16 protein-coding genes are annotated in these 13046 nt (G+C 29.0%); all 16 read left to right on the forward strand.

The genetic code is table 11. The annotated features are described in order from the left end of the window. Positions 1-24 precede the first annotated feature (24 nt). Positions 25-234 carry a FeoA family protein gene (locus Q5O44_RS02145; protein WP_022166741.1) on the forward strand — a complete coding sequence of 70 codons (210 nt, stop codon included), beginning with the start codon at positions 25-27 and terminating at the stop codon, positions 232-234. 24 nt (positions 235-258) lie between these two features. Continuing rightward, entirely contained in the window at positions 259-480 is a 222-nt protein-coding gene (locus Q5O44_RS02150; protein ID WP_022166742.1) for a FeoA domain-containing protein, read from the forward strand. Positions 481-575: 95 nt separating this feature from the next. Next, complete coding sequence (gene feoB, locus Q5O44_RS02155) at positions 576-2723, forward strand: ferrous iron transport protein B (protein WP_022166743.1); 2148 nt, start codon at positions 576-578, stop codon at positions 2721-2723. Between the two features lie 30 nt (positions 2724-2753). Then, positions 2754-2891, forward strand: coding sequence for a FeoB-associated Cys-rich membrane protein (locus tag Q5O44_RS02160; protein ID WP_022166744.1), 138 nt, complete (start codon positions 2754-2756; stop codon positions 2889-2891). A gap of 86 nt (positions 2892-2977) precedes the next feature. Next, a complete protein-coding gene (gene mutT / locus Q5O44_RS02165) occupies positions 2978-3361 on the forward strand; it encodes an 8-oxo-dGTP diphosphatase MutT (RefSeq protein ID WP_022166745.1) in 384 nt (127 codons plus the stop codon). A gap of 486 nt (positions 3362-3847) precedes the next feature. Then, positions 3848-4012: a hypothetical protein gene (locus tag Q5O44_RS02170; protein ID WP_291662734.1), complete on the forward strand. Its 165-nt coding sequence runs from the start codon at positions 3848-3850 to the stop codon at positions 4010-4012. Between the two features lie 11 nt (positions 4013-4023). Next, positions 4024-4332, forward strand: coding sequence for a DUF4094 domain-containing protein (locus tag Q5O44_RS02175; RefSeq protein ID WP_022166746.1), 309 nt, complete (start codon positions 4024-4026; stop codon positions 4330-4332). Between the two features lie 124 nt (positions 4333-4456). Beyond that, the gene (locus Q5O44_RS02180) at positions 4457-4987 is read left to right on the forward strand and encodes a 2'-5' RNA ligase family protein (protein ID WP_022166747.1); all 531 of its coding nucleotides are present in this window, start codon (positions 4457-4459) and stop codon (positions 4985-4987) included. A 242-nt stretch (positions 4988-5229) separates the two neighbouring features. Continuing rightward, entirely contained in the window at positions 5230-5403 is a 174-nt protein-coding gene (locus Q5O44_RS02185) for a hypothetical protein (RefSeq protein WP_022166749.1), read from the forward strand. A 192-nt stretch (positions 5404-5595) separates the two neighbouring features. After that, entirely contained in the window at positions 5596-6144 is a 549-nt protein-coding gene (locus tag Q5O44_RS02190) for a VanZ family protein (protein ID WP_022166750.1), read from the forward strand. 131 nt (positions 6145-6275) lie between these two features. Next, positions 6276-7253, forward strand: coding sequence for a LacI family DNA-binding transcriptional regulator (locus tag Q5O44_RS02195; protein WP_022166751.1), 978 nt, complete (start codon positions 6276-6278; stop codon positions 7251-7253). Positions 7254-7424: 171 nt separating this feature from the next. Further along, positions 7425-8870: a sucrose-specific PTS transporter subunit IIBC gene (locus Q5O44_RS02200; protein WP_022166752.1), complete on the forward strand. Its 1446-nt coding sequence runs from the start codon at positions 7425-7427 to the stop codon at positions 8868-8870. Positions 8871-8983: 113 nt separating this feature from the next. Continuing rightward, complete coding sequence (locus Q5O44_RS02205) at positions 8984-10471, forward strand: sucrose-6-phosphate hydrolase (RefSeq protein ID WP_022166753.1); 1488 nt, start codon at positions 8984-8986, stop codon at positions 10469-10471. Positions 10472-10673: 202 nt separating this feature from the next. Next, positions 10674-11630 (forward strand): helix-turn-helix domain-containing protein, encoded by a 957-nt coding sequence (locus tag Q5O44_RS02210; protein WP_022166754.1) that lies wholly within the window; start codon positions 10674-10676, stop codon positions 11628-11630. 96 nt (positions 11631-11726) lie between these two features. Further along, positions 11727-12239, forward strand: coding sequence for a hypothetical protein (locus tag Q5O44_RS02215; protein WP_022166755.1), 513 nt, complete (start codon positions 11727-11729; stop codon positions 12237-12239). Between the two features lie 470 nt (positions 12240-12709). Then, positions 12710-13046 (forward strand): hypothetical protein (locus tag Q5O44_RS02220; RefSeq protein ID WP_302637144.1); only part of this gene is annotated, 337 nt, incomplete at its 3' end.

Here is a 13046-nt window from a genome sequence, read left to right on the forward strand (position 1 = left end):
TATTAGGAAAGAGGATGATTGAGGATGCCTTTATCAATGGTTAAGAAAGGTGAAGCCAATATAATAAAAAGAGTTGGTGGAAAAGAAGAAGTTAGAAAGTTTTTAGGTAATATAGGGTTCGTTGTAGGAGCTGCAGTTACAGTTATATCGGAAATAAAAGGCAACATGATTGTGGAAGTTAAGGATTCAAGAGTTGCCATTGGTAAGGATATGGCTAATAAAATTATGGTATAAATTTTGCAAATAAAAGGAGTAAATATGAAAACTTTAAGAGATATAGCATGTGGAAACACTGTAAAAGTAAAAAAAATAGTTGGTGTAGGTCCAGTAAAGAGACGTATTATGGATATGGGAATTACAAAAGGGATAGAGATATATATAAGAAAGGTAGCACCTTTAGGAGATCCTATTGAAGTTACTGTGAGAGGATATGAGTTATCACTTCGTAAAGCAGATGCAGAAATCATTGAAGTTGAATAATTTTTATAGAAATTCAATGAGAATGATTCTAGATATTAATTAGCATAACAAAGGATTTAAAACTATTATTATAGAAGAAAGAAGTGATGGATAAAATGACAATAAAAATTGCCTTAGCCGGTAATCCTAATTGCGGTAAGACAACACTATTCAATGGTCTTACAGGTTCAAATCAATTTGTAGGTAATTGGCCTGGTGTTACGGTAGAAAAGAAAGAAGGAAGATTAAAAGGAAGTAAAGATACCATAATAATGGATTTGCCAGGTATTTATTCCTTATCTCCATATACTTTAGAAGAGGTAGTAACAAGAAATTATTTAATTCAAGAGCGTCCAGATGTAATTTTAAATATCATAGATGGAACTAACCTTGAAAGAAATTTATATTTAACTACTCAGCTTATGGAACTAGGTATTCCAGTGGTGGTAGCGGTAAATATGATGGATATTGTTGCAAAGAACGGAGATAAGCTGAATACGAAGAATTTAGCTAAGGAACTTGGCTGCACAGTAGTTGAAATTTCAGCATTAAAGGGAACGGGAGTGATGGAAGCAGCCAATAAAGCTGTGGAAGTTGCTAAAAGTAAAGTGGTTCAAAGTCCAAAACATAAATTTGCTGGATGCGTTGAACATGCCTTAGCACATATTGAAGAAGCAGTGCTTCATAATTTACCAGAAGAGCAACAACGTTGGTATGCCATTAAGATATTTGAGCGTGATGAAAAAGTTATTGAACAATTAAAAATAGCAGAAAAAATAGCTACTCATGTGGAGGCAGATATTAAGAGATGTGAAGATGAAATGGACGATGATGCAGAAAGTATCATTACCAATGAAAGGTATGTATATATTTCATCTATTATAGAAGATTGTTTTGTAAGAAAGAATAAAGGTGGACATACTGTTTCAGATAAGATTGATACCATAGTAACAAATAGATGGTTAGCACTTCCTATTTTTGCAGCAGTAATGTTTATAGTTTATTATGTTTCCGTTACAACAGTAGGTTCAATTTTAACAGATTGGACAAATGATACTTTATTTGGTCAGTGGATTATTCCAGCAGCGCAAAATGGCTTAGATACCATAAATTGTGCTCCATGGCTATCAGGGCTTCTTGTTGATGGTATTATCAGCGGTGTGGGAGCAGTACTTGGGTTTGTACCACAAATGCTTGTGTTATTTGCTTTCTTAGCATTCCTTGAATCTTGTGGATATATGGCAAGAATAGCCTTTATCATGGATAGAATTTTCCGTAAGTTTGGACTTTCAGGAAAGTCATTTATTCCAATGCTTATTGGAACAGGATGTGGAGTTCCTGGAATAATGGCCTCAAGAACTATCGAAAATGATAGAGACCGTAAAATGACTATCATGACCACCACATTTATTCCATGTAGTGCCAAGCTTCCAATTATTGCTTTAATTGCAGGAGCATTATTTAATGGAGCATCATGGGTAGCACCAAGTGCTTATTTTGTAGGAATAGCAGCAATTATTTGTTCAGGAATTATATTAAAGAAAACAAAGATGTTTGCAGGAGATCCAGCACCATTTGTTATTGAATTACCAGCATACCACATGCCAACAGTTTCAAATATTCTAAGAAGTATGTGGGAACGTGGATGGTCATTTATTAAGAAAGCTGGAACAATAATTTTACTTTCTACAATATTTATTTGGTTTGCTCAAAACTTTGGCTTTGCTAATGGTGGATTTGGAATGGTAGATGATATGAATGACAGTATTTTAGCAGCCATTGGAAGTATTTTAGCACCGCTATTCAAACCACTTGGCTGGGGAAATTGGAAAGCAGCAGTGGCAGCAATTACAGGTCTTATTGCAAAAGAAAATGTTGTTGGAACATTTGGTATACTTTATGGATTTGGTGAAGTTGCTGAAGATGGAGTTGAAATTTGGGGAACACTTGCAGCTAGCATGACTGCACTTGCAGCATATTCATTCTTAATATTTAATCTTTTATGTGCACCATGTTTTGCAGCAATGGGAGCTATTAAGAGAGAAATGAATAATGCTAAATGGTTCTGGTTTGCCATCGGTTATCAGACAGTGCTAGCTTATTGCGTATCATTATGTGTTTATCAAATAGGTATGTTATTTACAGCAGGAACATTTGGTATAGGTACAGTGGCAGCATTTATTGTAATAGTTATCTTTTTATATTTATTTTTTAGACCATATAAGGAAAGCGAAAACTTAACTGTAAATTTAAAGGCAGAGTAAATCTTAAATTGATAATATGGAGGGATTCATATGGGAACTGCTATAGTAGGACTTGCATTATTAGCAATAGTAAGCTTAATTGTTAGAAAAATGATAAAAGATAAGAAACAAGGTAAATCTATTCAATGTGGTTGTGATTGCAAACATTGTGGTGGACATTGCCATTAGAAAATAGAGCCTCAGCATTTGCTGAGGCTTTTGCTTATGAAATAAATAATATATAATAAATTAAAAGTACAAAGGAGAATTAAGTGATGATAGATGTAGTAGCTGCTGTAATAGTGAAGGATAATAAGTTTTTAATAACAAGAAGAGCGCCTAAGTTAAAGCTTGAAGGAATGTGGGAATTTCCAGGTGGAAAAGTAGAGCAAGGGGAAACGCCAGAAGAAGCTCTAAAAAGAGAACTGGTGGAAGAATTAAAAATTGAAACTGAAATAGGTAATTACATAGAGACAAGTATCTATGAATATCCTAATGTAACAGTAAAGCTTATGGCGTATTTTGCCACAGTGATTTCAGGAGAAATAAAGCTAAGTGTCCATGATGAAGCAAAATGGATAAGTATATCTGAAGTAGAAAACTTTAAATTTGCACCGGCAGATATACCTTTTATAGAAAAATTAAAGGAAGTTTTATGATAAAGTAATAAGAAAGAGGTTATTAAAGAAAAAATAGTTACAGCAGTTAAGGAAAATAAGAAAAGGACTATTGCAACTGCTTTATCTTTAATTTTAGGGATAAGTGTTGGTACAACATTAAATATTTCTAAAGAAGAACATAATAATAATATTAAAGCAATTGCAGCAATTTCAGAGCAAGTTAACCAATGTAACAATGAATATAATGAGCTTGAAGAACATATCCATAAGCTTACTGCAACTAAAGATGAATTAACTACCAAGCATACAACATTAACTACTACAGTAAGTTCTTTAAAAACTCAGATAGCCACAGAAGAAAGTAGAATAGCATCTGAAGAAAAAGCTAAGGCTGAAAGAGAAAGACTAGCAGCAGAACAAGCAGCTAAGGAAGAAGCAGCCAGAATAGCAGCTGAACAAGCTGCCAGAGAAGAAGCGGAAAGGCTAGCAGCTAGTCAAAATTATGCAAGTTCATCAAATGGATATGTGGCAACGGTAAATGAAGATAATATAGGATCTATGGTTTGGATAACAAAAACAGGTTCAAAATACCATAGTCATGGAAATTGTGGGAATTCAAAATATGTTTCACAAGTTACAAGAGAAAGTGCTGAAGCAAGAGGCTTAGACCCATGTTCTAAGTGTTATTAGGGGGAAATACAATGGAAAATAATTTTAAAAAGGAAAATAAAATGAGCTCTTACAGAAATAAGAGTATATTACTTTGTATTATTACTTTTCTTATAGGTTTTATGTTTTTAGACTTTGGAAAAAGGGATAATTCAAAAGAGGTAGAAAATATGAAATTTTCTTTAGAGAGCGTAGAAGCACAAGTATATAAGAAAGAATCAGAGAAATCAAGTTTAGAATCGCAAATAGAAAATTTAAAAAAGAATATTAGTAATTTAGAAAGTGAATCTTCTAATTTACAAAATAGATTGGAAGAATTAAAAAATACAAAAATACAATAATATAAGTATAAAAGAAAAGTTTACATCAAAAGGTGTAGACTTTCTTTTTAATTATTATATAATTTGAAAAGATAATAAAGTAAACTACTTTATTAGTCAATAGTAAAATAAAAGGAGATAGAGTATGAGATATGTTGTTGTGACAGTGGCGGATGGAGAAGCAGGAGTTTTTAATAAAAAACTTAGTGCTGAAGCATTTGAAAAGTTTAAGGTTAAATCATCAAAGTTACCTGCACATATTACCTTAAAAGCACCTTTTGAAACGGAAGAGCCTATAGAAGTATTAGAAGAGGCAATAGAAAAATATATTAAAGACAAAAAAGCAATACCTTATGAAATTAAGGGGTTTGAACATTTTGATAATAGAGTTATTTATATGAATGTTATTGAAAATAAGGAAATGAGAGATTTTCATAAAGGTTTTGTAAAGGCCATAAAAGAAGTAAATTATATAAGCTTTGGAAGCCATGAAGGTGAAAATGCAATATTTCACGTAACAGTTTCATCTAAAAAAGTTTCTTTCGTATTTGATGAAATGTGGCAATGGATCAATCAATTCAATTGTAATTATAATGTTTTATTAAATAATATTTCCATATATAAGTGGCAGGATAACACATGGAAGCTTCATAAAAGATTTGAATTAAAAGAATAAATATGACATATCAAATAAGTACCTTTGAAGATAGGTACTTATTTTTTAATTTAAAAATGTTTGTAGCAGAAAGTTTGTGGAAATAATTAAATAAAAAGGTAATAAAATATGAAAATAAATAAGGAAAAAGCAAAGAGAGTTTTTAATGAATATGTTGAAAAATATTATAGCAATATTGAAAAGATAAAATTAAAAGAAGTTTAAAAAAGACAGCAGTAGATAATAGAGTAGGTCATATTTCATTGGTATTTGGACTAATATATGATGAAAGCATAAAAATTACAGTGAAGCAAGGGTATTTAAATGAAATGATGAAGTTTCAATCTAAGATAGATAGTACTAATAAGCATTTTAGTGAAATCAGAACTGTTGTTGAAAGCTATGTTAATGAGAGAATGAATGAAGATAAGAAATAATAAATAAAGAATTAAACTGGTGAAAATATCACCACAGTATTGATATTAATAATTATAATTATCAATAAATATGCTATTATAAGTGAATTTATGGAAAATATTTGGATATAATTAGTAAATATAAAATAATAATAGTTATGAATAGAAGGTGATATTATATTTACTATAACAAGAATAGAATTTATTTCAGTAATGTCAGCAATTATTTTACTTTTAAATTTAAAAGTGCTAGTTAAATTAATAATATATAGAGAGTTTGACCATAAGATTAAAGAAAAGGTTATGCATTTAATTTTTAGCTTATATATCACTATTTTAGCTGCAGTGGTATATTTTCCAATACCTTTAGCCTTGGGTAAAAACGTCATAAGGAAATTAGCTAAAATTCACTTAATACCTTGGGAAAGTACTATCAGTATTTATAGGATTGGTGGTATAAGTGAGGTAATTACCAATGTAGGTGGTAATTTAATTTTATTATCTCCATTTATATTTTTTATTTGCTATCATTTTAGGGATGTTACTTTTAAAATAAATCAAATTATAGCAATGGCCTTTGCAATATCTTTATTTATTGAATGTAGCCAGGTTGTTTTGTCATATTTAGTTGCTAATTTAAGTAGATCCTTTGATACCATGGATTTACTTTGTAATACCATTAGTGGACTTTTAGGTTATTACTTATATAAGGTATATAGCAGAATAAATATAAGCTACTCAATTAGAGAGAAAGTAGTTTAGTATTGATACCATAGAAAATCTTAGGCTAAAATTAAAAAAATCAGTAAATGTGTAAATTGCATTTACTGATTTTTTATTTATTAATATAATTAAAATTGGTAATAAAACGATAGACAAGGGAGTATGTAAATATGGCCACAATGAAAGATGTTGCAAAAGAAGCAGGGGTAGCAGTAGGTACAGTTTCTAAGGTTATTAACAATATACCAGTTAAATCAGAAACAAAGGTTTTAGTAGAAGAGGCTATAAAAAAATTAAAGTATGAGCCTAATGTTTATGCTAGGGGTTTAAAAATTAATAAAACTAATACTGTAGCTGTAATTTTACCAACAATTTGGCATCCTTTTTTCAGCGAATTAGCTTATAATATTGAGAAATGCCTAAGAGAAGTAGGCATGAAGATGATTTTATGTAATTCTGAAAAAAATCAGCAAAGTGAAATAGAATATATATCTATGGCTAAACAAAATAAGATGGATGGGATTATTGCAATAACCTATAGTAATATAGATGAATATGTTTCAGAAAAAATACCATTTGTAAGTATAGATAGATATTTCTCTAAGGATATAACATATATTTCCAGTGATAACTTTCAAGGTGGAAAATTAGCAGCAGAAAAGCTTATTGAAGCTGGTTGTAAAAATATAGCTTATATAGGTCGTGGATCGAAAATAGATAATGCCACAAGAAAAAGAAAAGAAGGATTTATAAGCTATTGCACAGAAAATAATATTAATTATAGTATATGTGAATTACTAGGAAGTGCCAATGAGTTTGAAATTTTACTAGATGAATTTATTGAGGAAAATTTTAAAGAAAAGATAAAGATAGATGGAGTTTTTGCAGTAACTGATAGACATGCATTGGATTTTATTAAAAGGCTGGAAAATATAAATGTTAATGTGCCAAAGGATGTTCAAGTCATTGGTTTTGATGGAAGTAGATCATTTAACCAAGATGAATTTAAAATATCCACCATAAGGCAACCAATTGAACTTATGGCTAAAAAATCAGTGGAAGCATTAATAAATATAATTGAAGATAAACCAGTGGAAAAGAAGGTAATTCTTCCAATAAGTTTTATAAAAGGATATACAACTAAATAAATATTAAGAAAAAGATTTCCCGAATTAAAATTTTTTGGGAAATTCTTCTTTTAAAAAAATACTTGACTTAATGATGAAAACGTATTAATATTTAAACATAGAAAAAATGAAACGTTTCAATTTATGAAATAATTACCAATAAAAATCTTTTGTCGCAAAGGGGAGATGGACATGAGTAAAAATTACAATCAAATAAGTAAAGAAATATTAGAAAATGTAGGGGGAAAAGAAAATATAGTTAGCGCTGCACATTGTGCTACAAGATTAAGATTAGTCCTTAAAGATGATAAGAAAATTAACATTAAAGCAATTGAAGAAATGCCAGCAGTAAAAGGTAATTTTAATACTTCAGGACAATTCCAAATAATTTTAGGTTCGGGTGTTGTTAATGAAGTTTATAAAGAATTAATTAAAATGGCAGATATATCTGAAGGAAGTAAAGAAGAATTAAAGAAAGAAGCTGATAAAAAGCTAAATCCAGTTCAAAGATTAATTAAATCTTTAGCAGATGTTTTTGTACCGGTACTTCCAATTCTTGTGGCTGCAGGATTATTGATGGGTATAAATAATATTTTAACTTCTCAAGGTTTATTTATAGAAGGACAATCTTTAATTGAGGCTCATCCACAATTTAAAGATTTAGCAGAAATGATTAATACATTTGCCAATACAGGATTTGCATTCTTACCAATATTCTTAGGATTCTCAGCTACTAAGGTATTTGGTGGTAATCCATATTTAGGAGCTTGTATAGGAGCTTTAATGATTCATGGAGATTTATTAAATGGTTATAGCTATCCAGCAGCAGTTATTGAAGGAAGTGTACCATATTGGAATATATTAGGTTTCTCTATTCTTAAAGTAGGATATCAAGGAACAGTACTACCAGTTTTAGCATCATCTTTTGTATTAGCAAAAGTTGAAAAGGCATTACATAAGATAGTACCATCAATTTTAGATAATCTTTTAACGCCATTATTTACAGTATTTATCACAGGATTATTAACATTTGTAGCTATAGGACCAGTAATGAGATTAGCTGGTGATGGAATCACTGCAGGATTAATAGGTTTAATTAATACATTAGGACCAATAGGTGGAGCTATTTTTGGATTCTTCTATGCACCAATAGTTATAACAGGTATGCATCACAGCTTTACAGCCGTTGAAACTCAATTGCTAGCAGATATAGCAACAACAGGTGGATCATTTATTTTCCCAGTTGCAGCAATGTCAAATGTAGCACAAGGGGCAGCAGCTTTATCAGTACTTCTTGTTCTTAAAAATGATAATAAAATGAAAGGTATAGCATCAGCATCAGGTATTTCAGCTTTACTTGGAATTACTGAACCAGCTATATTTGGAGTTAATTTAAAATTACGTTATCCATTCTATGGAGCAATGATAGGAACAGCAGTTTCAAGTGCATATATAATGTTAACTAAAGTATTAGCATTAGCTCCAGGGGCTGCAGGTTTACCAGGTATAATATCAATAAGACCAGATTCAATGATAAATTATATAATAGGTATGGCTATTTCTATGGCTGTGGCAGTGGCATCTACTATTATTTTAGCTAAGACTACAGCAAAGAAACAAAACTTAGAAGTGGCATAATGTTATGAAGCTATAAATAGGAGGAATTAGATTATAATCTAATACCTTCTATTTTTGGCTTAATGATTTCAGTTTATTAGATTAATAGTTTATATAAAAGGAGAGAAATTTTCATGAAAGAGTGGACAAGAGAAGAACGTTATAGAACAATATTAGAAGCAAGTGATGAAGAAATGTCAGCATTAAAAGAAAAGGTAGATACTTGCCCATATAGACAAAAATTTCATATTCAGCCTACAACAGGATTATTAAATGATCCTAATGGTTTTGCATATTTTAATGGAGAGTATCATTTATTTTATCAATGGTTTCCTTTAGGGCCTGTACATGGAATTAAACACTGGTATCATGTTTCATCAAAAGATTTAGTACATTGGAATGATTGTGGCGTTGGTATTATTCCTAGTGAGTACTTTGAAAGTCATGGAGCATTTTCTGGTAGTGGATTAGCTGAAAATGATAAATTATATTTATTTTACACAGGAAATACAAGAAATGATAAATGGGAAAGACATCCATATCAATGTTTAGCTATTATGGATGAAGAAGGGAAAATAACTAAGCATCCAAAAGCTATTGTAGAAGAATTACCAGAAATATATACTGATAATTTTAGAGATCCTAAAGTCTTTAAGGAAAATGATAAATATTACTTTGTAATAGGAGCTGAAAGAAAAGAAGGAAATCTTGGTACTATAGCAGTATATGAATCAGCTGATTTAATAAATTGGAATTATAAAGGTGAAATAAAGACAAGCTTCTTTGGTAATGGATTTATGTGGGAATGTCCTGATTACATAAAGCTTGATGATAAAGGTGTTCTTATATTCTCACCACAAGGGTTAGAAGCTGATGGTGATAAGTACAGAAATATTTTCCAATCAGGTTATTTAATAGGTAATAAGATTAACTTTGAAACTTTAGAATTTAATCATGGAGAATTTAGAGAATTAGATAGAGGATTTGATTTCTATGCTCCACAAACTACAAAAGCACCAGATGGAAGATATATATTAGTTGGTTGGATGGGATTACCTGAAATAGCATACCCTACAGATGAAAATGGATGGGCACATTGTTTAACTATTCCAAGAGAGTTAAGTTTAAAAGGTGATAAACTACTACAAAAGCCAGTAAGAGAGCTTATATCATTAAGAAGAAATGAAAGAGCCATGACATATACTTTAAATAATGAGGAAACTATCATAGAAGATTTTAAGGAAAATGTATATGAAATGGAATGTAATTTTGAGAATATTACAGGCAAGAGAATAGGTGTTAAATTAAGAAAAGGACTAAAAGAAGAAACAGTATTTTACTATGATTTAGAAGAAAAGAAATTAGTTTTAGATAGAAGTAATTCAGGACAAGATTTTGCAGTAGAGTATGGTAGAGAAAGAAAATGTCCATATGAAGGTAAAAATTTAAAATTACAAATCTTTGTTGATACATCATCAATAGAGGTATTTGTTAATGATGGAGAAGAAGTATTTACAGCAAGAATCTTTACAGCTAAAGATAGTAGTAACATAAGCATTTTTGCCCATGGTAAGACAGATGTTAATTTAAAAATATGGGATTTATATTTAGATGAAAAATAGTATTTAATTAAAGAGCTATAATAAGTTTACTTTTTAAAAAGGAGCTTATTATGGCTTTTATTATTAATGTAATAAATAAGTTTATTGATTATAATTAAATATTGCTTAGATATAAAAATAAAGTTATAAAAGTGTATAAAAAATATACAAGTATTACTATAATTAATAGGTGTATTATTAAGGCCGGAGGAAAGTTAATAAAATGATTAGCATAGGAGAAAAGATTAGAGAAGCAAGAATTGCTAGAAATTTAACGCAAAAAGAGTTGGGAAACGTACTTGGATTAAATGAAGAAGTAATTATAAACTATGAAAATAATAAAATAAAATTAGATTTAGATAGGTTAATAGAGATAATTGATACTTTAGATATGAATTCTTCAGATATAGCATCTTTAATTGAGATAGATCAAAAACATTATAAAAATTTAAGAGATTATGAAAATAATAAGAGAGACGAATTTTACAAAAAGTATTCTGAGAAAGCCATAGCTGGGAAAAGAGCTAAAACTATTAATTCACAAGCAGCTTTGAAGGAATTGACGGAAGTATTAAATGAAGTGTTGGTAGGAAGATTAGATGCAATTTATAATGAAAGAGAAAAGATGTTCCAGCAAGGTAATTATGAAGAAGTTCAATTTAGAGACTATGAGATTTTTAAAAATAGATACTACAGTGAAATAAAAGAAAAGTTTTTTGAAGAAGTAAATAATAATGTGAAGAATACCATTGAAGATTCATTTAGCAATATTGAGTTATACATGAAGAATTATTTTAATGAAAAGAAAAATAATGAAATAATGAGAAGAAACATTAAAGCAGTTGAGACTTTTGTTATTCTTAAGGAGATTTTTAAGCGTAATGAAATTCAATGGGCCTTATTAGATATAACTAATAGAATAGAAAAAAGTCAGTCTAATAATTTCACAATAATAATAGAAAAAACTCAATATAAAATGGCTCTAGCTCTATTAAATATAATTGCTTTAAAAATTGATGGCACTACCAAAAGAAAAATATATAAATTAAACAATATTAAATTTAATGTCACTACAGAAGTCAAGGACAATGAAGAGGTATATAATTTAAAGAACTATAAGATTAAATATTACTTAATTGAAAATGAAAGAATTCCAGGATTGATAAAAAGAAATAAATAAGTAAAATAAGTAGGTGTAAATATTAACTGCTGGTTTAATTACTTTTAAAAATATTGTGTATGAAAGTAATTAAACAAAGTATGGAGGATTAAAATAATGATAGCAATAGGTGAAAAATATGATGAATTGGAATTTATTAAGTTTGGAGAAATGTTATTATTAAACCCAGATGAAAAACTAGAACAAGCTCACTTCTTTATTAAAGAAAAAGATGTAAAGATTAAGGAGTTAAGTAATAATAAATTTATACATTATGAAATGCGTTATTTTACAATAGGAAGAGTTACAGCAAATTTACTGTTAATTATATTTGATGACAATTATGAGAGCATTTATGGTCAATGGATTAATATATGTAATCCAATAGACAGAAGAAATTTTTTTGAGCTGAATTTTAGAGATGATATATATTTTGTTTTACTCTCTGAAAGTAATAGGGTTAAACATATAGAGATCTTTCAAAATCCGTTTAAGAGCAATATAAAGGAGATATTTAGAAAAATAGATAAAGATGAATTTTGGAGTCAAAAGGAATTTGAAATGGCAGTAAGCAGTTTTAATGGATACGAAAGCAAAAGAGAATTTTATGAGAAATTATTAGAAACTTAGTTACATGATTAATGGTTAGAAATAAAGAATGAAAGGAATTGAAAAATGACAGAGTAAATTGGCGAAATTTTTATAAGAAAAGGAAAATATGTTACATATGAAAATATAAACTTGAAAATTCCTTATAATGGACAAGTAAGCCTTCAGTATGAAATAGGTTAAGAAAATGACTTAATGTTCAATAAAGGGATAGAATTAGAGGAAGAAATCGTATTAGAGTTTAATGGAGGTAATTTGATAAAGAAAATTTAAAATGTTGATATGATTAGATTTACTAAAAAGCAGTACAATTTATTTGTAACTGCTTTTTGTTTATAGAACTAAATAATGAGAGAACAAATAAGGTTAAATTAAGAAAATTATTAAGTTAAACAACTGGTTTGAAGCATGAATCTAAACTAGTTGCCCATTTTACAATAAATGGATAGTGAGATAAAATGAATATATTATTACCAAATAGGGGGGATAGAGTGATAATGAGAGGAAAACTTAAATTTAGTTTTTTACTTATTTTAAGTGTACTGCTATTGGGTTGTACAAAATCTACTAAAGAAATTGAAAGTAGAAAAGAGAATACTAACGATAATATTACTGATATATCTAATGAAACTACAATTGAAATAGAAGATCATATTAGTATAGTAGAATTTAAGAAAAATGATGTAGACTTAAACGGATATGAATTGAAACAAACTGTAAAAGAAGATATTAATAATGATGTAATAGAAGATACTATAGAATTATGGACATATAGTGAAGGAGTATTTTATTCAGAATCAGGATATATAAGAATATTAGAAGGAAATA

Origin of the sequence: Clostridium sp. CAG:221 (genome assembly GCA_000435835.1) — a bacterium.
In the GTDB taxonomy this organism is placed as follows: Bacteria; Bacillota; Clostridia; order Clostridiales; family Clostridiaceae; genus Clostridium.

Excerpts from the sequence above, each read along its gene's own strand:
- Q5O44_RS02190 (WP_022166750.1), top strand. The coding sequence starts at position 5,596 with ATGTCAGCAATTATTTTACTTTTAAATTTAAAAGTGCTAGTTAAATTA.
- Q5O44_RS02175 (WP_022166746.1), top strand. The coding sequence starts at position 4,024 with ATGGAAAATAATTTTAAAAAGGAAAATAAAATGAGCTCTTACAGAAAT.
- Q5O44_RS02210 (WP_022166754.1), top strand. The coding sequence starts at position 10,674 with ATGATTAGCATAGGAGAAAAGATTAGAGAAGCAAGAATTGCTAGAAAT.
- Q5O44_RS02180 (WP_022166747.1), top strand. The coding sequence starts at position 4,457 with ATGAGATATGTTGTTGTGACAGTGGCGGATGGAGAAGCAGGAGTTTTT.
- Q5O44_RS02200 (WP_022166752.1), top strand. The coding sequence starts at position 7,425 with ATGAGTAAAAATTACAATCAAATAAGTAAAGAAATATTAGAAAATGTA.
- Q5O44_RS02145 (WP_022166741.1), top strand. The coding sequence starts at position 25 with ATGCCTTTATCAATGGTTAAGAAAGGTGAAGCCAATATAATAAAAAGA.
- Q5O44_RS02160 (WP_022166744.1), top strand. The coding sequence starts at position 2,754 with ATGGGAACTGCTATAGTAGGACTTGCATTATTAGCAATAGTAAGCTTA.
- Q5O44_RS02205 (WP_022166753.1), top strand. The coding sequence starts at position 8,984 with ATGAAAGAGTGGACAAGAGAAGAACGTTATAGAACAATATTAGAAGCA.
- Q5O44_RS02215 (WP_022166755.1), top strand. The coding sequence starts at position 11,727 with ATGATAGCAATAGGTGAAAAATATGATGAATTGGAATTTATTAAGTTT.
- Q5O44_RS02195 (WP_022166751.1), top strand. The coding sequence starts at position 6,276 with ATGGCCACAATGAAAGATGTTGCAAAAGAAGCAGGGGTAGCAGTAGGT.
- mutT (WP_022166745.1), top strand. The coding sequence starts at position 2,978 with ATGATAGATGTAGTAGCTGCTGTAATAGTGAAGGATAATAAGTTTTTA.
- feoB (WP_022166743.1), top strand. The coding sequence starts at position 576 with ATGACAATAAAAATTGCCTTAGCCGGTAATCCTAATTGCGGTAAGACA.
- Q5O44_RS02150 (WP_022166742.1), top strand. The coding sequence starts at position 259 with ATGAAAACTTTAAGAGATATAGCATGTGGAAACACTGTAAAAGTAAAA.